The organism is Exiguobacterium sp. GL_137 (genome assembly GCF_057834585.1).
In genome coordinates this window covers 1,093,883-1,113,233 of the sequence record NZ_CM174406.1, presented here as the reverse complement: position 1 = coordinate 1,113,233, position 19,351 = coordinate 1,093,883, and the positions used below count along the sequence as shown (strand labels likewise).

19 protein-coding genes are annotated in these 19,351 nt (G+C 47.9%); 9 read left to right on the top strand and 10 right to left on the bottom strand.

Going from position 1 to position 19,351, the window contains the following annotated elements:
* Positions 1-38 precede the first annotated feature (38 nt).
* Complete coding sequence (locus AC3IRK_RS05705) at positions 39-1,013, top strand: tyrosine-type recombinase/integrase (RefSeq protein ID WP_114596192.1); 975 nt, start codon at positions 39-41, stop codon at positions 1,011-1,013.
* Positions 1,014-1,076: 63 nt separating this feature from the next.
* Here the strand turns inward: AC3IRK_RS05705 and hfq are convergent, their stop codons facing one another.
* From hfq to AC3IRK_RS05685, 4 genes are all read right to left on the bottom strand, one after another.
* Positions 1,077-1,328, bottom strand: coding sequence for an RNA chaperone Hfq (gene hfq / locus AC3IRK_RS05700; RefSeq protein WP_114596193.1), 252 nt, complete (start codon positions 1,326-1,328; stop codon positions 1,077-1,079).
* A 46-nt stretch (positions 1,329-1,374) separates the two neighbouring features.
* Entirely contained in the window at positions 1,375-2,313 is a 939-nt protein-coding gene (gene miaA, locus AC3IRK_RS05695) for a tRNA (adenosine(37)-N6)-dimethylallyltransferase MiaA (protein WP_131502985.1), read from the bottom strand.
* Positions 2,314-2,764: 451 nt separating this feature from the next.
* Positions 2,765-3,763, bottom strand: coding sequence for an ABC transporter permease (locus AC3IRK_RS05690; protein WP_131502986.1), 999 nt, complete (start codon positions 3,761-3,763; stop codon positions 2,765-2,767).
* Positions 3,756-4,676: an ABC transporter ATP-binding protein gene (locus AC3IRK_RS05685; RefSeq protein ID WP_131502987.1), complete on the bottom strand. Its 921-nt coding sequence runs from the start codon at positions 4,674-4,676 to the stop codon at positions 3,756-3,758. The genes AC3IRK_RS05690 and AC3IRK_RS05685 overlap by 8 nt, the downstream gene beginning before the upstream one ends.
* 126 nt (positions 4,677-4,802) lie before the next feature.
* Between AC3IRK_RS05685 and AC3IRK_RS05680 the strand changes: the two genes are divergently transcribed.
* A complete protein-coding gene (locus tag AC3IRK_RS05680) occupies positions 4,803-5,567 on the top strand; it encodes an SGNH/GDSL hydrolase family protein (protein ID WP_131502988.1) in 765 nt (254 codons plus the stop codon).
* A 62-nt stretch (positions 5,568-5,629) separates the two neighbouring features.
* Here AC3IRK_RS05680 and AC3IRK_RS05675 read toward each other — a convergent pair whose 3' ends face one another.
* Entirely contained in the window at positions 5,630-5,986 is a 357-nt protein-coding gene (locus AC3IRK_RS05675) for a DoxX-related protein (RefSeq protein WP_131973107.1), read from the bottom strand.
* Positions 5,987-6,179: 193 nt separating this feature from the next.
* On the opposite strand from AC3IRK_RS05675, the gene AC3IRK_RS05670 reads away from it, so the two are divergent.
* Both AC3IRK_RS05670 and AC3IRK_RS05665 read left to right on the top strand, forming a co-directional pair.
* Positions 6,180-7,328 carry a S1C family serine protease gene (locus tag AC3IRK_RS05670; RefSeq protein ID WP_489170490.1) on the top strand — a complete coding sequence of 383 codons (1,149 nt, stop codon included), beginning with the start codon at positions 6,180-6,182 and terminating at the stop codon, positions 7,326-7,328.
* 78 nt (positions 7,329-7,406) lie between these two features.
* The gene (locus AC3IRK_RS05665; protein WP_426354990.1) at positions 7,407-8,654 is read left to right on the top strand and encodes a lysine N(6)-hydroxylase/L-ornithine N(5)-oxygenase family protein; all 1,248 of its coding nucleotides are present in this window, start codon (positions 7,407-7,409) and stop codon (positions 8,652-8,654) included.
* Positions 8,655-8,715: 61 nt separating this feature from the next.
* Here AC3IRK_RS05665 and AC3IRK_RS05660 read toward each other — a convergent pair whose 3' ends face one another.
* Together AC3IRK_RS05660 and AC3IRK_RS05655 are read right to left on the bottom strand one after the other, a co-directional pair.
* The gene (locus AC3IRK_RS05660) at positions 8,716-9,576 is read right to left on the bottom strand and encodes a DUF4003 family protein (RefSeq protein WP_131973108.1); all 861 of its coding nucleotides are present in this window, start codon (positions 9,574-9,576) and stop codon (positions 8,716-8,718) included.
* Positions 9,577-9,706: 130 nt separating this feature from the next.
* The gene (locus AC3IRK_RS05655) at positions 9,707-11,419 is read right to left on the bottom strand and encodes an ABC transporter ATP-binding protein (RefSeq protein WP_131973109.1); all 1,713 of its coding nucleotides are present in this window, start codon (positions 11,417-11,419) and stop codon (positions 9,707-9,709) included.
* Positions 11,420-11,634: 215 nt separating this feature from the next.
* Between AC3IRK_RS05655 and AC3IRK_RS05650 the strand changes: the two genes are divergently transcribed.
* Positions 11,635-13,068, top strand: a complete 1,434-nt coding sequence (locus AC3IRK_RS05650) for a C40 family peptidase (RefSeq protein WP_131973110.1) — start codon at positions 11,635-11,637, stop codon at positions 13,066-13,068.
* 44 nt (positions 13,069-13,112) lie between these two features.
* Here AC3IRK_RS05650 and AC3IRK_RS05645 read toward each other — a convergent pair whose 3' ends face one another.
* Positions 13,113-14,300 (bottom strand): helix-turn-helix domain-containing protein, encoded by a 1,188-nt coding sequence (locus AC3IRK_RS05645; RefSeq protein WP_131502995.1) that lies wholly within the window; start codon positions 14,298-14,300, stop codon positions 13,113-13,115.
* Positions 14,301-14,421: 121 nt separating this feature from the next.
* On the opposite strand from AC3IRK_RS05645, the gene AC3IRK_RS05640 reads away from it, so the two are divergent.
* On the top strand, positions 14,422-15,693 hold the full coding sequence (locus AC3IRK_RS05640) for an MFS transporter (protein WP_131973112.1): 1,272 nt from the start codon (positions 14,422-14,424) through the stop codon (positions 15,691-15,693).
* Between the two features lie 23 nt (positions 15,694-15,716).
* Here AC3IRK_RS05640 and AC3IRK_RS05635 read toward each other — a convergent pair whose 3' ends face one another.
* The gene (locus AC3IRK_RS05635) at positions 15,717-16,730 is read right to left on the bottom strand and encodes an LLM class flavin-dependent oxidoreductase (protein WP_131973113.1); all 1,014 of its coding nucleotides are present in this window, start codon (positions 16,728-16,730) and stop codon (positions 15,717-15,719) included.
* A gap of 162 nt (positions 16,731-16,892) precedes the next feature.
* On the opposite strand from AC3IRK_RS05635, the gene AC3IRK_RS05630 reads away from it, so the two are divergent.
* The 3 genes from AC3IRK_RS05630 to AC3IRK_RS05620 all read left to right on the top strand — a co-directional run bounded on the left by AC3IRK_RS05630 (position 16,893) and on the right by AC3IRK_RS05620 (position 18,763).
* Positions 16,893-17,381 (top strand): pyridoxamine 5'-phosphate oxidase family protein, encoded by a 489-nt coding sequence (locus AC3IRK_RS05630; protein WP_131502998.1) that lies wholly within the window; start codon positions 16,893-16,895, stop codon positions 17,379-17,381.
* Positions 17,382-17,507: 126 nt separating this feature from the next.
* Positions 17,508-18,479, top strand: a complete 972-nt coding sequence (locus tag AC3IRK_RS05625; protein ID WP_131502999.1) for a cation diffusion facilitator family transporter — start codon at positions 17,508-17,510, stop codon at positions 18,477-18,479.
* Positions 18,476-18,763: an MGMT family protein gene (locus tag AC3IRK_RS05620; RefSeq protein ID WP_489170489.1), complete on the top strand. Its 288-nt coding sequence runs from the start codon at positions 18,476-18,478 to the stop codon at positions 18,761-18,763. The genes AC3IRK_RS05625 and AC3IRK_RS05620 overlap by 4 nt, the downstream gene beginning before the upstream one ends.
* A gap of 43 nt (positions 18,764-18,806) precedes the next feature.
* Here AC3IRK_RS05620 and AC3IRK_RS05615 read toward each other — a convergent pair whose 3' ends face one another.
* On the bottom strand, positions 18,807-19,319 hold the full coding sequence (locus tag AC3IRK_RS05615; RefSeq protein ID WP_131973115.1) for a pyrophosphohydrolase domain-containing protein: 513 nt from the start codon (positions 19,317-19,319) through the stop codon (positions 18,807-18,809).
* Positions 19,320-19,351: the final 32 nt, after the last annotated feature.

Sequence of the window (19,351 nt, the reverse complement as noted above, 5' to 3'; positions counted from 1 at the left end):
TTATCATAAAGAAAAGTACTTTACACAGGAGGTCCGTGATGGCACGAGAACGACTCGACTATACCTTGCCGGAATTCATCGAACGGTATCTGTTTTTCCTCAGCGCGAGCGGCAGACAGGACTCGACGATCCGACGGTACCGCTACGATTTAATTGAAATTCATCGTTATATGACGGAAGTCGATCAGCCGCTCGAGACGATCGACGATTTCAAGGCGATTCCGCTCGAAACGTGGAAAACGTTCATCAACGACTATCTGATCGAGGAAAAATTGTACCAACAGGCGACGGTCGCCCGGATTGTCACCGTCCTCAATCAGCTGAACTACCAGATTCGTCAGACAAAATCGAAGCTGATCGAGTATGCCCAGCCGACGCATGAGTTGACGCCGCAGCATGTTGCGTCCCTTGCCGAATATGAGCAACTGATCCGGACGAACCGGTCCGACCGGGGTTTGACGGACCATCAGCTCGTTGCGCGGCCGTATCTGATCGACCGCAATGAATTGATTTTACGACTCTTTTACCGGTATGGTCTTCGCGTCCACCATATCATTGGTCTGAAGATGCAGGACTTGAACTTTGCCCAACGGGAGATGACGGTTCATGACCGGCTCGGTAATGCCTACCTGCTTCACCTCGAGCGGGACGATCAGGATCTGATGCTCGCGTATTTAAAGACAATCCCGGAACCGGTTCGTCCGCGGTATCATTCGACCGATCCATTTTTTGTCGCTTTTGATTTCTCACGGATGACGTTCCGCTGGGTCTACAGCAAAAATGCCCCGAAACAATTGTCGATCGTCATGATCACGAAGATGATGCGTCAGTTAAACGAACGGTCCGACAATAAGCGGATCATCACCCCATCGATGTTGCGGAACAGTTTCATTCTCGGAACGTATCTCGAGGAGTTGACGAAAGAGGAACGGTTGACGAAGACCTGTCTGTATAAGGAAGTCTCCCTCCGTCGGTATGCGGAAGCAGTTGACGAACTGAAAGATTTACTGTAACAAAAAAAGGAACAACGCCATGGCGTTGTCCCATCGAGTAGGCGGCCCCCCGGCCGTCTTTTTTTAACGTGTGACTTCTTCCGTTTCCGCCTCTTGTTCATACAGCGTCACATTCCGTGCCGGTGCGAATGTCGAGATGGCATGCTTGTAAATCAATTGTTGTTTGCCTTCTGATTCCAAAATGACGGTGAAGTTATCAAACGACTTGATCAATCCCCGTAACTGATACCCGCTGATTAAAAATACTGTCGTCGGAACTGAATCTTTACGCAATTGATTTAGGAAATAGTCTTGAATGTTGTACGTTGCCTTCATAAGCCCCCGTGCCCCCTCTATTTTTATCTGTTTTTTTTACTTCAGGCTATTCCGATTTAACCGCTTTCAGAAACCCTACTGTTCTATCATAGATAATTTTGAAGTTTTCTTCAAATGAAAGCCTTCCCATTTCAATCCAATTTCCGTCAAATTGATGGCGGAACCATGTTAATTGCCGTTTTGCGAAGCGTCGGGTATTCCGTTTCAATTGCTCAACAGCCGGTTCGAGCGGCGCTCCTTCAAGAACCGGGACGATTTCCTTGTAGCCGATTGCCTGCATCGCTTTGGTTTCTTTATAACCAGCTGCGACTAACTGTCCGACTTCAGGGACGAGCCCTTGATCGAGCATCAGATCGACCCGTTGATCGATCCGCGTGTACAGCTGTTCCCGGTCTTCCATATGTAAGACGAACAACAGACTGTCATACAAACTCGGTTCACTGCCGGACGTCTGCGTTTGTCCGCTCATTGCGACCTCAATTGCCCGGACGACCCGTTGAATATTGTTCGGGTGGATCTCGTCCGCCCGTTTCGCGTCCAGTTGCCGCAGGCGGTCATGAAGAGCTGCAGCTCCTTCCGCTTGTGCAAACTGTTCCAGTTCCTCGCGCAAGACCTTATTTTCTGCCTGAACGGTAAATTGATAATCATACAGGATCGCACGGATATAAAGTCCGGTTCCGCCGACGATGATCGGTAACTTGCCTTTTGCCGCAATCTCATCGATCGCCGTCCGGGCTAACGTCTGAAAACGGGCGACACTCATCTCGTCGTCCGGATCAACCAGATCGAGCAGATGGTGCGGTATCCCGTCCATTTCTTCATGGGTCACCTTCGCGGATCCGATATTCATCTGTTTATAGACCTGAACGGAATCTCCTGAAATGATTTCTCCGTTTAACCGTTTTGCTAATTCAATTCCTGTCTTGGTTTTTCCGACGGCAGTCGGTCCAACGATGACAATGACGGGCTGTTTACTCAATGACATCACCATTCCTAGTTCATACATTTTTGTAGTCAGTGTATCATATCCGGACAAGCGGACGACAGGACAAAAAAACGTCTCCCACTAAGGAAGACGACTCAGTTGCTTCTGTTAGACCCGACGAATAAAGTCGTCATATACTGCACTAAATACACACCATCCGCAAATCACTAAACCGGTCAGCATGATTCCCCAATCTGTCATGTCGGGCACCTCCTCGTTGTCTTTAGATACCTTTTGACAAATCCGGGATTTCGTAAACCCTTTCAAGCAGGTTTGACACCAATTACTGGAATCGCTATGATAAAAGTACGATTGTTACGTAGCGCAGAAGCTGACCTGCATCGGCTTCTTTTAAGAGGGATTCCCCTCTTGATTCCACGCAGATGCCCGACATCTGCAAAAAGTCCCTTTTCCATTACGGAGAAGGGACTTTTTTTCATTCAGGTTAAAATCAGTACATATCTTTTTGCGTAAAGTTCCAAAACGCGACGACCAATGCTCCAATCGTCCAGCAGAGGAGAACGGCGAGCGAGAACGGTAACGTCATCCCTTCGATTGGTGGTGCTTGTCCATCCAGGTAGTTGATTAATCCGAAGTTGACGTTAACGAGATATTTCGAACTCGTCCAACTAGAACCGAGTGTCGTCAACAAGGTACCGGAAATCAGGACAGCCATCATGATGCCGATCCCGGTTGCCGTGTTTTTGACCAATACGGACACCATCAAGGCAATCGTCGCAACGACTGCGGTCACAATCCAGGCAAGGCCAATCGCCATCAACAGATACTCCCACATCGGAATCGTATGCACGAATTCGGTCGAGAACGTTCCGCTCGGTGACGCTTGGAACCCGGTCAGAATCGGTGCGGTCCATCCGTCATATCCGAGGACGATACCGGAAATCGCATAACAGACGGCGGCAGTCAACGCCATCAGCATCGACGTATACAGCAACGTCGTCAGCCATTTCGCCATTAAGATTTTCCAGCGCCTTACGGGACGGGACAGCAACGTCTTAATCGTTCCGTCATTTTGCTCCCCGCTGACGATATCGGCCATGATGACGATGATGAACAGCGGCAGAATCAACGTCAATCCTTGCGAGAAGAAAATCCGGATGAAGGTCGGTGCCCCCGGATAGTTCGGATTGATATCATTATCGAGATAATACTGGTTTTGTTTTAAATCAAACTCCAAAAATTGTCGGAATTCGTCTTGAATACTGCTTGATGCCAAACGGTTTTGTGTGTCGACGATATCCTGTTGCAGTTCGACCCGCCAGTCGAGTGTGCCCTGTTTCTTGATTTGCTCCTGAATATCACGGTACTGGGCATACGTAAACATTGAAACGAGGACGACCAGGATGATCGCAACGACGGCAAAACGTTTTTTCGAAGCAATCTTCATGACTTCGTTTTGAATCAAGCCGAGCATGTTCGGATTACGCAATATGATCTCCTCCTGTCAGTGTGATGAAGAGATCTTCGAGTGTCTGGACTTTACGTTCGATCGTCCACACTTCGACACCCGCTTCGAACAGCTGTTTATTTAAGGATGGTGTCTTGCTGGCATCCATCAATGTATGGACCGTATTGGCATCGACGATTTCCGAGACCTGGACGTCAGGCGACGCCGACAGGATTTCGTTTGCTTTGAACGCATCGTCGACACGCCAGTCGACACCAGGTGCGAGCGACTCGACCAGTTCCTTGACCGTTCCGACCTGGACGATTTTTCCGTAACTCATGATGGCGACACGATCCGCCAGCATTTCGATCTCCGCCAGGATATGACTCGAGACGAGCACGGATAAACCGGTCTCATCAACCAGCTTCCGGATGAATTGTCGTAAATCACGAATTCCCATCGGATCCAGCCCATTCGTCGGTTCATCGAGAATCAGGACATCGGGACGTCCGAGCAGGGCTTGGGCAATCCCGAGACGCTGACGCATCCCGAGCGAATACGTCCGGACTTGATCATCGACCCGTGCTGTCAAATCGACCAGATCAATGACTTCTTGAATCCGGGCATCGTCAACACCTGGCAACATCCGTGAAAACACTTGTAAATTTTCACGTCCCGTCAAATATTTATACAGCTCGGGATTTTCAACGATCGAGCCGATTCGTTGCATCGCTTGGACAAACTGTTTCCGGACATCAAAGTCGCAGACCGTGATTTTACCGGATGTCGGTTTAATTAACCCGACAAGCATCCGAATCGTCGTCGTTTTCCCGGCACCGTTCGGGCCGAGGAATCCGAATACTTCACCGGGGAAGATTTCAAATGAAATATTGTCGATGATTGTCTTTTTTCCAATGACTTTTGTGACTGATTCTAATTTTACAGTTGGTTTCACGTCTCTCACCTCTTAGTATCCATTCTAGCGGAATAATGAATGATTTACCTTATCGGAACACTTCAAAACCGCACATTCCAAAAAGGTTTGCTACAATCATAGTAACAGCAAAAGGAGGAACGGTTCATGAAACGATATCTTTGGCCACTTTTTTTAGTAGTTTCTCTAATTTTAACGGCAGTCTTCGGGTACGGTTTCGCCAGTGCCTATAACGATGTCGTCAATCCACCGAAACGGGCCGTCTTGACGCCGACAAAGGAAGAACCCGTCAAAAAAGGCGGGACGTATGTCGCGCTCGGTGATTCATTGACGCGTGGTGTCGGTGCCTCAAACGGAAACAGTTATGCAGCCATCGTTGGTCGCGACCTTGTCAAAAACGACCGCGTTGAACGTTTCCAAAATCTTGCCGTCAGCGGTGCACGGACGGAAAATCTCTTAAAACAATTGGAACAAAAAGAAGTCCGTCGTACGTTGTCCCAAGCAAAAGTCATTTCCGTGACGATTGGCGGAAACGATTTGTTTAACCGTGGCGAAGGTGTCGCAAACTTTAATGCAAAAAAAACGGCCGCCACGATTGAAAAGGCTCAAGACAATCTGGCAAAAACGTTCCGCATTTTACGTGAAGAAAATCCGGATGCCGTCATTTTCTATGTCGGACTCTATAATCCGTTCCGCGCCAGCGAAAACGGAGAAGCATTTGACGCAATCGTTCAAGAGTGGAACGCTAAATCCCGGACACTTGGTCTAAAACATGATATCGAAATCATCGATACGTTTAACCTCGTCCGTGACGTCAAACGTGATCTTTCAAGCGACCAGTTCCACCCGAACGACTCGACATACGAAGACATTGCGAATGCAGCCATCCTCGCCGTCGAAAAACGGTTTTAATGGAACAACAAAAAAGGGTTACCCGGTGCGATTCAACTGCTCCCGGTAACCCTTTTGTCTCTTCATTTTAAGCGTTTAGCAAAAGCAATCAAGACCCACTGTAACGGCAAACGGCCCCATAATCCCCAAGCCGGCAATGTTTTCCCGTTAATCGGTTTCGGATTGACCGCCATGTTGATATTTGCCGGTAAAACGGCATATAAAAACGCCGGTAACGTCTTCCGGACGAGATCAACGCCACGTCCGGACAGCAACATCAAACCGTACAGAATTTCGATGACCCCCGTCACCTGGACGAAAAAACGTTTGAACGGGATGAAAGCGGGCATAATCTTAACAAATCCCTTTTCATTCCGGAAATGACCGATTCCGGCGAACAATAAACCGGCACCATATAAAATACGCAGTAAATACTTCATCTGAATCTCTCCCTTTGCGACTAAGTCGGTTGCTTAAGTACGAAACACACTCAGTGTACCGAACTGACCGGCTCGACTCAACTGTTTGAGATTGTTGTCGAATTATGGGGAATGATGAGGCATTTTGGAAAAACCACCGTAATTTCATTCCGTTCGGTGAAATCTGATACATTAATCTTAGAAAAGACACCACATGAAGGGATGGATTTCGATGGCAGGAAAAACAAGACAACTCTTACCAGGACTTACCGGAGGCATCATCGGTGCTGTACTTACCGCGACGGTCGCCTTTCCGATTTTAATGGACCAAGAACAGCAAGTCGCCGATACACCACTCTCAAACGGCATGCCAAAACAAGTTTCGACGACAACAAGCGATCCGGTGACGAACGCTGTAGCGACAGCGCAAAAAGCCGTCGTTACGGTCACGAACTATCAGGCGGGTAATGCGATGAGTCAGGAAGAAGCAGCCGCAGGTTCCGGCTCAGGTGTCATCTATAAAAAAGCAGACGGCAAAGCCTACATCATTACGAATCACCATGTCGTCGACGGTGCGTCCAAACTCGAAGTCACGTTAAACAACGGAAAAACACTCAGTGCCAAATTATTGGGTAGTGACGAAACATATGATTTAGCCGTGTTGGAAGTCAACGCCAGTGACGTCCCGTCCGTCATCACCCTCGGAAAATCGGCTGACTTAAAAGCCGGTCAAACCGTCCTTGCGATCGGGAATCCGCTCGGTGAGTTCCAAAACTCCGTCACCCGCGGAATCGTGAGCTCAAACGACCGGACCGTTCCCGTCGATACGAACAAGGATGGACAGGATGATTTCAATACGACGGTCATCCAGACCGACGCCGCTATCAATCCGGGGAACTCCGGTGGTGCCCTGATCAATGAACAAGGGCAACTGGTCGGAATCAACTCGATGAAGATTGCCGAGACCGGTGTCGAAGGAGTCGGTTTCAGCATCCCGATTGATGACGCTCTGCCGATTTTGAAACAGCTCGAAACAAACGGTGAAGTGAAACACCCGACGCTGGGTGTGTCCCTGCAGGACGTCTCGGCTTTCCCGGCCGGCTATCTGCTTGATCAAGTTAAATTACCGGAGTCCCAAAAAACAGGTGTCGTCGTCATGTCGGTTGAACCGAACAGCCCTGCTGCTTCCGCTAAATTAAAAACCGGAGACGTCATCACGAAAATCAACAAGGAAGAGATTAAAAGTTTTGTTGATATCAAGACGGCACTCATCAAATCTGACGGTAACGTCACCTTGACCATCATCCGTGACGGCAAACAAATGACAGTGTCGACGCAAACGACAACGACGGATCAACTGTAAAGAACTGACAAGATACGTTTCAACACCCTCCCATATCGGGTATTGTTTTATAACAATATCGATTGGGAGGCTTTTTTTATGTATGATTTGATTGGCGTAGGTATCGGACCGATGAATTTAGGCTTAAGTGCCCTGGCTCATCCGACACCTTTACGGACATTATTTTTTGATGAAAGCGAACAATTTTCCTGGCATCCCGGGATGATGATTAAGGATTCAATGATGCAGACGAGCTTCATTTCCGATCTCGTCACACTGGCTGATCCGACCAGTCCTTTTACGTATCTCAACTACTTACGATCCATCAACCGGTTGCATACGTTTTATTTTTATGAAAAACTACTTATTTCCCGACAAGAATATAATGCGTACTTGAAATGGGTTTCAACGCAGCTCGATGATTTACATTTTTCGACCCGTGTCATCGACATCCAGGATACAGGTGACAGTTACGAAGTATTGGTGGAAGAAGTCACCACCGGGAAACGGACGACTTATGAAACACGCAACGTCGTGCTTGGAACCGGTTCAAAACCGTCGATTCCGGAGAGCTTCGATAAAGGTGTCATTCATAACACCCAATACGTCATGGAAAAAGAGACCATCCTGCAACAGGATAAAGTAAGTATCGTCGGTTCCGGTCAAAGTGCCGCCGAAATCTTCCTTGATCTGTTAACGAGTGACCGGAAAAAGACATTCGAACTCGAATGGATTTCCCGCTCGACGATTTTTGAAACGCTCGAAACCGGTAAACTGGGTGAAGAAATCTTCTCTCCGAGTTACGTCCGTTATTTCAACAGTCTGCCGTTAGCTGTCAGACAAGAGGCCGTCACAAAATTCGCTCGGTCGCAAAACGGGATTAGCCCGGAAACGTTGCAAGCTATCTATGAACATTTGTATGATCTATCAAATGAAGAACAGAATCGCGTAAAGATCCGTGCCAATCTGGAAGTCGATCAGATTTCGTACGAGAACGACTTTACCATCACGATGCGGCATACTGAACTGAATGACCAACGGACTTCAACAACCGGTGCCGTCGTCGCTGCGACCGGCTTCGTCCCGTCTCTCCCCCGCTTCATCAACCGACTCGAGATCGAGTTTGAAGGGGAACAAGCGTGGAAGGTCGATGCCAACTACCGGATCAGCCGAAGCGTTTCGGCGAATCATCACTTGTATGCGACAACGAACCTCGAACTGTCACACGGTCCGGCAGCCGATAACCTCGGCATGTCCGTTTCGCGCAATCAGCTCATCTTAAATGATGTCGCCGGCAAAGAATTGTATCCGGTGGAACAACATGCCACCTTCACGACGTTTGATTAATCAGCAGACACACCAAAGGATCCTCGGTTGATTTTCCGAGGATCCTTTTGGGCTGTTATTTTCATGGTTTTTTCGTCAGTTCCAGCGTCGCTAAAATCAGTAAGGCCGATTGCAGACGACTTTTGCCGCTTTTCGCGAGCAACAGATGAAACGCAATCAACCAGTTGACCTCATCTGAAAAGCGATTGCGGGACCGCTCCCGGTCGACGACACGCGTCACATAAATCATATCAACCCGTTCGGTCGTCTCAAGTAACGCCAGTAACGGAAAAATCCGATCCCAAATCCGGAGCTCCCGTTCTTCCATCATTTCGCACCAGACCTGAATCCGTTTTTTTTGACTGTCAATTGCGTCGGATGCAGCTAAAATCTGAGCTGTCATCAAACGTTCGCTTGAAGGGTTCATCCATCGCTCCAGCCATTTTTCGGCCTGTTCGACGGTTTCAACGAAAGAGTCAGGTAATTGCCCTGTCTCCATCAGCGTCGAAGTCACCACATATTGTTTTGCCAGATTGAGGACGGGACGTGTCTGTCGCAGTTGTTCCACGATCGGAAAGGCGTCGATTCCCTGCTCACGGTTTAAGACTTCACCAAGTGCAAAGAACGGTCGGACTGCCTTTTCTTTAATGAAGCGTCGTTTGATGTGTCGCTCCGCCTCGATGACCCGTTCGAGCAATCGCTCCGGTTCAGGACTGTTTAACTGGATATGTGAGATCAAGAGCGGCGTATACCGGCTGCGTAAGGCTGAAAACCGGGTCGTCTTTTGTTTGACGATCTGCATCATCCGATCAAACGCGGTTTTGTCAAAGACTGTATCATGAATCGTATAAGATAAGGCAAAAAAACGGTGGAAATCATGTGAAGATTCCCCGTGTAACGTCGAATAGGTCTCATCATAGTTTTCGCAAAACAAACCATACATCTTCCCATCCTCCCTTCCCTTATATGTTCCCGGTTCTTGTGAAATCATTCCGCCTTTCTTCCACGATAATGAAAAAGACGACAAAACCGGAAGCCATGATCATCCTGATGATGAGTTGACTTCCGGTTTTTCAGACGCGTTGCCGGTCAAGGAGTCGTGAGAAATATCCTCCGTTTTCGACCAATTCTTCATGTGTCCCGTCTTCGACGATTCCATCTTTCGTCACGACCAGGATGCGGTCTGCTTGACGAATCGTCGCCAGGCGGTGCGCGATGATCAGCGTCGTCCGATTTTTAGATAATTCAGCAAGTGACTCCTGGATAATGGCTTCCGTCTCGGTATCAAGAGCTGACGTCGCCTCATCAAGAATCAGGATTGGCGGATTTTTCAAGAACATCCGTGCAATCGCCAGCCGTTGTTTTTGCCCGCCGGACAGCTTCAACCCCCGCTCACCAATCTCGGTATCGTATCCATCCGGTAAATCGGCAATCATCTGTCCAAGATGCGCCCGTTCTGCCGCCTGGATGATGTCCGTCCGGCTTGCCGTCAAATCCCCGTAGGCGATATTGTCAGCAATCGTCCCCGAAAACAGGAAGACATCCTGTTGAACGATTCCGATTTGTTGCCGCAACGACGACTTCGTCATCTGGCGGATGTCGATTCCGTCAATCGTAATCGCACCGTCCGTGACATCATAAAACCGCGGAATTAACGAACAGATCGTTGTTTTCCCCGCACCCGACGTCCCGACGAAGGCAATCGTCTGTCCCGGTTCGATGGACAGGCTGATGTCTTTTAAAATCAACCGTTCGGCTTCATAACCGAAGCTGACGTCATCAAACCGAATCGCCCCGCGTAATGCCGACACATGAATGGCATCCGGTGCATCCTTCAGTTCTTCGTCATGATCAATCATCTCGAGAAAACGTTTGAAGCCGGCCATCCCTTTCGGATAAAGTTCCAAAAGTGCCGTAATTTTATCAATCGGTTTCAGCAGGATATTCATATAAAGAATGAATCCAACGAGTTCCCCGTAAGTGAGTTTCTCTGTATAGCTGAGATAGGCACCGACGACGAGGACAGCAAGCGTCATCAGACGTGTCGTCAGATAAATGCCGGATAAACTTGTACTCATCACTTTATAGGCATTGATCTTTGATTGCCGGAACGTCGCATTATCTTTTTCGAACCGTGCGACCTCATGGGCTTCATTCGTAAACGATTGAACGACACGGATTCCGGACACACTGTCCTCAACCCGCGAATTGACTTCGGCAATGTTACCGTACATCCGGTCCCATGACCGGTTCATCCGGACATTGGCATAACTGATCAGCCAGATTAGGAACGGTACGGCAATGATCGTGACGAGTGCGAGAGGCACATTGATCGTCATCATGATCGAAAAGGCACCGAGCAGTGTCATGACGGCAATGAAAGCATCTTCCGGACCATGGTGAGCCAGTTCACCGATATCAAACAAATCGTTCGTAATCCGGCTCATGATATGCCCCGTTTTGGTGTTGTCAAAAAAACGGAATGATTGCTTTTGGACGTGACCAAACAATTGCCGCCGCATATCCGTCTCGATGTTGATGCCGAGCTTATGCCCGAAGTAGTTGACGACGAACTGCATCAGCGTACTGATGACATACAAGCCGAGCAATCCGACACTAACTAAAATAATCCAGTTCAACTCTCCATCTGGTAGCAATGAGTCGATGAACCATTTGACAGCAAGCGGAAAAGCCAGCTCGAGCAGGCCAACGAATAAGGCGGACGAAAAATCAAGCCAAAACAATCGTTTGTGCGGTATGTAATACTGATAAAATCGTTTTAACATGTGAGTCCTCCTTTCAAATTATCTTTAGTGTACAGGATTACTGAAAATAATTCTCGTTTACAAACCGTCGTTCTTTTTTTGAAAACGAATCGAATTTCTTTCTCAAAAAATATATTTTAAAATCAGGTGAATTCCCGGCTTCTTATGACAAAATGGTAACAACGATTCGATCCATGATCGAACTAGATTCATCATTTGGAAGGGAGCCACACTACGTGAAAAAGACTTTTCTCACTTTGACGACACTTGCGCTGATCAGTTCAGCCACTGGCGTCGAAGCCGCATCAACGACACTCATCTTGACAGACAACGTCAATATCCGGACTGCTGCCACTACTTCCGCTCCTGTCATTACGACTCTCAAAAAAGGAACGACGGTCACCGCAGTCAAGAAGACCGGTTCCTGGTACGAGATTCGTCATCAATCCAAAAAAGCCTTTATCACTGCCGCTTACGTCAAAACCATTCCAGCAAAAGCACCGACAACCACGACCTACATAACGAACACCTCATCCGTCAACGTGCGCGAGAAAGCAACGACCACTTCGAAATCGCTTGGTAAACTTGCGAAGAATGTCAGTCTTTCCGTTAAAAAGAAAACCGGTGAATGGTACGAAATCAATTACAAAAATAAGTCCGCTTATGTCCATACGACACTCGTCACAGCTAAAACATCGACAGTGACGACAGGATCAAAACCTCCGGTCACGAAGCCGGTGACACCGCCTGTTTCCACTGCCGTCAAAGCAGTCGATTCGTCCAAACAATATGAAGTCAATGCAAAAGAAGGGTTAAATGCCCGTCTGTCAGCGTCAACGACCGCTAAAATTTACAAGACGTTAGCACATAAAACCGTTTTAAAAGTAACTGGATCGCTTGATAAATGGTATCAAATCCAGCTCGATGGAAAAGATCTGTATGTCGCTTCGAGTTATGTTTCAGCGACGGCCAAGGAGACACCACCGCCTACACCGGGTGTCTCGGTCACACCGGTCGATCAATCGAAGACGTATAAAGTGGATGCGCCGACCGGCTTAAATGTCCGGACGGCTCCAAGTACAACTTCGACGGTCTTTACGCAACTCGCACACGGATCAACTGTTCAAGTCTCCGGTGAAACGACGGGAGCATCTGCGGGCTGGTACCAGATTAAAATCGGCACTGCGTATTACTACGTCGCCAAAACTTACATTACGACAGGATCCGTCACGGCTCCTGTGACACCACCGGTCACGCCGCCAACGACGACAATTCCAGCGTCCGGCATCATGGAAAAAGCCATCTCCATCGGACAACAATATCTCGGTACTCCGTACGTTTGGGGTTCAAGCAGTCCCGTTAACGGTGGTTTTGATTGCTCCGGTTTCATCAACTATGCGTTGAATACGGCCGGCTACAAAGTGGCCCGGACCAATGTCAACGGTTACTGGAACAACGACGGCTACCTTGGTCAAAAGTTATCGAAATTACGCCAACCGGTCCGCGGCGATATCATTTTCTTCGAAAATACGTATGCAGCCGGTCCGACTCACATTGGCATCATGTTGAACAACGATCAGTTCATTCATGCCAATACACCGTCACTCGGGATCAGTCGCCTGTCTGAAAAATACTGGACACAAAAGTTACTTGGTTTTAAAGCACTTTAATCCAACAGGACCAATCGGGATGATACCCGGTTGGTCCTTTTTTTTTACGTTAATGCTGTCAAGGTTTGTTCAATTTTTTGTTTGAAATGACCGGGTGACAGTTGTGTTGTCAATTCTTCTACTTCTGCTTGACGGTCCAGTCCAACTCCGGCCCGCATGGCAAACGCGAGCGCATATAACATCATCGCATGATCGTACTCACCACCAGCCCGCCATAAGTGTGCATTCCTCCAAATTTTAGAAACGGCGCTTTGCAGGTCAAATGTGAGTTCCTCTTTTGAATCATTCCACAAACAAAGGTAGACTTCGAAATACCCGATGTAATGAAGGCAGGCTTCAATCTCGACTTCGATCAGCCGTTCCCGTGCCTCACGAATTCCGGCGTAATCCTTCCGGTGGACCGCGATGGATCCTTTTGTCAGGTCGACAAGGATTTGATCAAACGCTGTCGCTTCCGTAAATAAAAAGAAGTGCCGCAATTTTTCGAGTTCAAATTCTGCTGCTTCATAGTCCTCTTCTAAGCTTAAAAATAAGGCGAGGAGCCGGTGGTAGTTCCTGACATCACTGTAGACGCCCTTTTCCCGCATATAGCTGATCCCTTCCCGTAAGAAAACGATTGACTGACTCCAGTTATCGTTAATCACACTGACACGAATCGCCTGTAACATTTGATAGTCCAAAAACGTTTCGTGCGCGAGCGGGACATCCTGAAAAATCATCATCCCGTCAATCTTTCGGTACGCTTCTTCATAACGGCGCAGGAAAAATAAAAAATAGACTTTTGAAATCTGTACTTTAATCTGTTCATCCCGCAATCCGAGCTGTTTAAATACGTCTTCTGCCAGATCGAAGTAATGTAAGCCTTTTTCCGTATCGGAAAAACGTAAAGCACTTCCATACTCGTAATATATTTGTCCTTGCCAGTAAGAATTGATGGCGGGCTCCAAATACGGTGCGAGCATCATCGCAATCTGTCCCTCTGCATAATAACCGCTTGCGGTCGAATTGATTTTTTCAATCACTTGCTTCATTTCAACGGCGCGCGGATCAATCAATAACTCGTCGATTGAGACATGCAGACGATTGGCAATCGACTGTAAGGCCGGTAAGGACGGTGTCGCCTTTCCGTTTTCGATCATACTGAGCATCGACTTCGTCATGATGCCGTCTGCGACATCAGACTGCGTCATTTTTTTTGCTTTCCGTAAACTTTTAATGCGTTTTCCCAGCATCGTTGTCACCTCAATTTATTAAATAAGTTAAATTAAATTTAACTTTTACATTTACAATATTTCCCTATTCCTCTAGTATAAAGGAAAGTTCAATTTAATTGAACAAAAAGGAGGAATTATGATGTCTAAAAATTTACAAAGGTTATTATTCGGCAAGTTTTGTTCATTGTTCGCCGCCAGTCTGTTTACGTTCGTCGCCGGTCTGACTGTTTTACGGGAAACGTCATCCGGGCTTCAATTCGCACTTGTCTTACTCGCAGGGACACTGCCGCGGATTCTGTTATCTCCCGTTGCCGGCGTTCTGTCTGATCGCTGGAACCGGAAAAAAATCATCGTCACGACCGAGGTATCAAGTGCCTTCATACTTGCCATATTTGCAGGTTACGCGACCTTTTTCCCTGTCCACACGATGCATTACATGATCGTCAGCGCCCTTTTGACTGCTCTTTCAACTTTCCTTTCCGTCACCTTAATGAGTTCGTTGACACGATTGCTTGATGATGCGGAATTACAGCGTGGTAATTCCCTCATTTCAAGTATCAGTTCCCTTTCATCAATTGTTGCTCCGATGCTTGCCGGTTTCCTGTTAGCCTTTGCACCGATTCATCTCTTCACCCTCTTACCGTTAAGCTTGTTTTCCTTCGCCGCACTTTGGAACATGCGGCTGACGTTCCGGGTCATCCCTTTTACCCGTGAAGAAAGTTCGCCTTCACTCTGGACAGACTTTCAATCAGGCTACCGTTATTTGTTCAAACAACGTGTCCTGACGACGCTCATCTTAATGGCCCTTGTTTTGAATTTCTTTTTCATCGCCTTGGAAGTCATCTATCCGATCATTTTACTCGATCATCTCAAATTTACACCCTTCCAGTTCGGAACAATTGAAGCCGCTTTAGGTGCTGGTCTCTTACTTAGTTCACTGATGCTTGCTCTGCCTCGCTTTACGATCAAACGTCCGTTGATGACTTTATTTCAGTCAATCGCTTTAGTCGGTATGCTGTTTCTTTCACCTCTGTTGCCGTTACTCGACATCGTTCCATCGAACTGGACATTTGGTTATTTTCTCATTTTCTCCTTCACGGTAGGGTTCATCATCCTCCGCTCAAACATTCCGATTCAACTGCTCGTTCAACGTCAAACAGACCCTGCATACTTAGGTCGTGTCATGGGTGTCATGGAATCACTCGCGATGGGGATCATTCCGCTCGGTATGTTGTTATTCGGCTTCTTAAGTGATCACGTCTCGCTCACTCTGATACTCGGGATCAGTTCATTCGGTTTACTCGTGACCGTCAGTATCGGATTCTTTCATTTGCGGCATGATGTTCGGGCAGAATGCTCAGAAGAACTCACGTCGCTTGAAACAAAAAAAACGTCCACCTCAGCGAGCTGAGATGAACGTCCTTGATCATTCGTTTAAACCGTTGCTTTGACTGCGTCCATGATCAGACGGAGTGATTGTTGTTTTGCGTCCTTGTCGGCAATCATCGAAGCAATCATCACTTCATCTGTTCCGTACGAATCGGCGAGATTCTGCAACTGACGCGCGACGTCTTCCGGATTTCCGACGATCATCCGTTTCCGGTTTTCGGCAATCCGGAACTGGTCTTGGAACGAGTACTGGTAAGCGGCTGCTTCTTCCGGAGTCGGTGTGCCTGTTGACGAGATACCTTTCTCAAGCAGGAGCAATGACAAATCAAGACTCGAAGCCAATCGTTCCGCTTCTTCCGTTGTCTCCGCACATGTCACGAAAATCGAGACGAGCGTTTGCGGTGTCTCATTGAACGACGTCGCCATGAAGTTATGACGGTAGTAATCCATTACTTCCTGACCGCCCTGTCCGTTGATGAAGTGGGCAAAGGCGAATCCGAATCCGCGTTGCGCCGCATTCAAGGCGCTGCCGCCGCTTGATCCAAGCAACCAGGCTTCCGGTGTCGTATCGACTTCCGGTGTTGCGACGAGTCCTGCAAACCGGTGATCAGCCGGTGCCCCGTCTTTTAAATAATCGACGAGATCATCGAGTTGTGCCCCGTAGTCTGCTCCGCCGAATCGTGGGGACGATCCTTCCTGGAGTGCACGGGTTGCGAGCGGCATACCGCCCGGTGCCCGGCCTAGTCCTAAATCAATCCGGTTTGGTGCCAGTCCTTCGAGGACACGGAAGTTCTCTGCGACTTTGTACGGACTGTAATGTGGTAACATGACGCCCCCTGAACCGAGACGAATCTGTTTCGTGACCGCTGCCATGTAAGCGATTAAGACTTCCGGGCTTGATCCGGCAAGTGTTTTGGCAAAGTGGTGTTCCGATACCCATAATCGTGTATATCCGAGTTCATCGGCAATCTTCGCAAGTTCAACTGTTTCATGTAAAGCTTCTGACGGGGTCTGTCCTTTTGAGACCGGTGATTGGTCTAAAATACTTAATTTCAATATAATCTCTCCTCTGATGTTGACTTCATGTCTAAACTGTACGCCTGTCTGATAATCGAATGCAATTAAACTGCCTGTTTACCCGATGGCGACGTTTTCAATTTGAAATTCAGGGAACATTCTTAAAGTAGCAGCAATTAAAACTTAGAGGATGAGGTGTTTTTCATGTCAACGAACCATACATCAAATCAAGAAGCCGTTGAAACGGTCAAAAAATTAATCGATAAAATCGAAACAGCCATGCTGACGACGATCTCTGATGAAGGTCTTGTCTCACGTCCGATGCAAACTCAGGATATCGAGTTCGATGGCGATCTCTGGTTCCTTACATCAAAAGATACAGGCAAATATAATGAAATTCTTAAAAATCCGAACGTCAACGTCGCCTACGTTGATAAATCTTACGTTTCGATTCGCGGGAAAGCAGAATTCGTCGAAGACGTGGCCCGTAAAAAAGAATTATGGAGCCCGCGTTATGAAGCGTATCTCGGAACGACATATGAAGATCCAAAAGTCGTCTTGATCAAGGTCAACACGGAAGGCGCTGAATATTGGGAAACCGGCAACACAACAAAATCCGTTAAGCAACTGTTGAAAAAAGCAGTCGGCAACGATGACTCGAACGAAATCAACAAAAAAGTAGATTTGACATAAGTCTCTTTTAGACCAAATCGTCTTTCGGCGATTTGGTCTTTTTTTGTTTGAATTGGTTTTATCGGGACCATCTGGTGTAACATACTACTATTAGTAATCAAGTTTATTAGCTAAAGGAGACACATCATGGGAGAATTCATTACATTATTAAAACGGGGCAATCGTTCTGCTCTGACGGCCGGCATCGTCAACTCGGTCATCGCCATCATCAAAGCCGTCGCTTATGTCTTAACCGGCAACGTCGCGATGTTTGCGGAAATGATGCACACGATTGGGGACGCCGCCAACCAATTTTTTGTTTTCATCGGTTCCGCCCTCAGTAAAAAGGCACCGACGAAACGGTTCCCGAACGGGTTTGGCCGTCTCGTCAACCTCGTGTTGCTCGGCGCGATTTTATTCGTCGGCATCATGGCCTACGAAACGATTCATGAAGGAATTGCTCACATCATCCAACCAACCGAATCAACCGGTTTCTGGATTACCTTGTCCGTCTTATTCGTCGGTGTCGTCCTTGAAAGTGGTGTCTTTTATAAAGCGATGCAGGAAATCGCACATGATGCCCGTATCACGACAAAAGGTCCGAAATTGATTCTCGACAGTTTCCGTGCCTTAAAGCAGGCAAAACCGGCGACACGCCTTGTCTTCCTCGAAGATTTAGTCGCAACGGCCGGCGGACTTGTCGCAATGATCGCCGTCATCATCTCGCATCTGACACCGTTTCATCAGGCGGAAGGCATTGCCTCGATCATCATCGGACTGATGATGTTTTATGTCGTCGGCAACGTCTTTTTACAAAATGCAGCCGGCGCCCTCGGAGAAGCAGACGAAACGATGGCAGCACGGCTCGGCGGGCTTATCATGCAAGATGCCGATGTCCGGGACATCAGCAAACTCGAAGTCATCAAGGAAGGCGATCATTTCCATGTCGAAGTCGAGATTGAAGTCGATCCGGCGTTGACGATTGCCCAGGCCGATGACATCAAAGACCGGCTCGAACTGCAAATCCGGCTTCAGCAAGGAATCACTGATGTCACGATTGGATTTGACGAAGATGACAAGATTCAACAATACATCGTCTCGACCAACGAAACCCCTTGATTCCGTTCACACAAGAAGTCGTTGAGGTCATTCGTTCAATTCCGGCAGGACGCGTCATGACGTACGGTCAAATCGCCCGCCTTGCCGGAAATCCGCGGGCTGCCCGACAAGTGGCCCGGATTCTTCACAGCCTCAGCCGGACGGAACAGTTGCCCTGGCACCGCGTCTTGAATGCGAAAGGTGAGATTTCACTCGACGGTGACGAACAGCAACTGGCACTCGAGGCGGAAGGCGTCGTCTTTGAGCATCCCGGGAAACTATCATTATCCTGTTATCAGGTCTAACAAAAAGGAAGTAAACCGCATCGATGCGGCTTACTTCCTTTTTTTATGCTTTTTCCTTCATTTGGCGTACTACTTCTGCCTCGAGCTGCGGTTCCGGCGGCAACCAGCCGTCCGGTTTCATGACCTTTTGGTCGGATTCCCGGAAAATCGGCTGACCGTCCGGACCCAGTTTCGCCATGTTTGCCTGTTGGACGATTTCAAACAACGGACCCGGTTCAAGACCTGCTTCAACAAAACTGCCCATGATGAAGTACAGGGCATCCGTCAACGCATCGCCTTGACCGACCAACCGTTCGACTTCCGTCGTCGGGTAGGTTTCCTTCAATGATTTTTGAACCGCCTGATCAAGTCCTGTCTTAAACGTCTCGATGGCTGCCAAAAAATCGGTTTCGTTTTGCGACGACTGGTGGAGAAACTCAACGACTGCTTCTTCCGCTGTCCAGGTCGCCCGTTTGACACCCCGTTCGAGCGGAATCGCTGTCGGCTGTTCAGCACCCGGATGACGGAACGTCTGATGAAATTGTTTGACGTCCTGATAATAATTCGGTTGTTTCATATCGATCACTCCCCTGTTCCGTATCACTTTCA

Excerpts from the sequence above, each read along its gene's own strand:
- AC3IRK_RS05705 (WP_114596192.1), top strand. The coding sequence starts at position 39 with ATGGCACGAGAACGACTCGACTATACCTTGCCGGAATTCATCGAACGG.
- hfq (WP_114596193.1), bottom strand. The coding sequence starts at position 1,328 with ATGAAGGCAACGTACAACATTCAAGACTATTTCCTAAATCAATTGCGT.
- miaA (WP_131502985.1), bottom strand. The coding sequence starts at position 2,313 with ATGTCATTGAGTAAACAGCCCGTCATTGTCATCGTTGGACCGACTGCC.
- AC3IRK_RS05680 (WP_131502988.1), top strand. The coding sequence starts at position 4,803 with ATGAAACGATATCTTTGGCCACTTTTTTTAGTAGTTTCTCTAATTTTA.
- AC3IRK_RS05675 (WP_131973107.1), bottom strand. The coding sequence starts at position 5,986 with ATGAAGTATTTACTGCGTATTTTATATGGTGCCGGTTTATTGTTCGCC.
- AC3IRK_RS05670 (WP_489170490.1), top strand. The coding sequence starts at position 6,180 with ATGAAGGGATGGATTTCGATGGCAGGAAAAACAAGACAACTCTTACCA.
- AC3IRK_RS05665 (WP_426354990.1), top strand. The coding sequence starts at position 7,407 with ATGTATGATTTGATTGGCGTAGGTATCGGACCGATGAATTTAGGCTTA.
- AC3IRK_RS05660 (WP_131973108.1), bottom strand. The coding sequence starts at position 9,576 with ATGTATGGTTTGTTTTGCGAAAACTATGATGAGACCTATTCGACGTTA.
- AC3IRK_RS05655 (WP_131973109.1), bottom strand. The coding sequence starts at position 11,419 with ATGTTAAAACGATTTTATCAGTATTACATACCGCACAAACGATTGTTT.
- AC3IRK_RS05645 (WP_131502995.1), bottom strand. The coding sequence starts at position 14,300 with ATGCTGGGAAAACGCATTAAAAGTTTACGGAAAGCAAAAAAAATGACG.
- AC3IRK_RS05640 (WP_131973112.1), top strand. The coding sequence starts at position 14,422 with ATGTCTAAAAATTTACAAAGGTTATTATTCGGCAAGTTTTGTTCATTG.
- AC3IRK_RS05630 (WP_131502998.1), top strand. The coding sequence starts at position 16,893 with ATGTCAACGAACCATACATCAAATCAAGAAGCCGTTGAAACGGTCAAA.
- AC3IRK_RS05625 (WP_131502999.1), top strand. The coding sequence starts at position 17,508 with ATGGGAGAATTCATTACATTATTAAAACGGGGCAATCGTTCTGCTCTG.
- AC3IRK_RS05615 (WP_131973115.1), bottom strand. The coding sequence starts at position 19,319 with ATGAAACAACCGAATTATTATCAGGACGTCAAACAATTTCATCAGACG.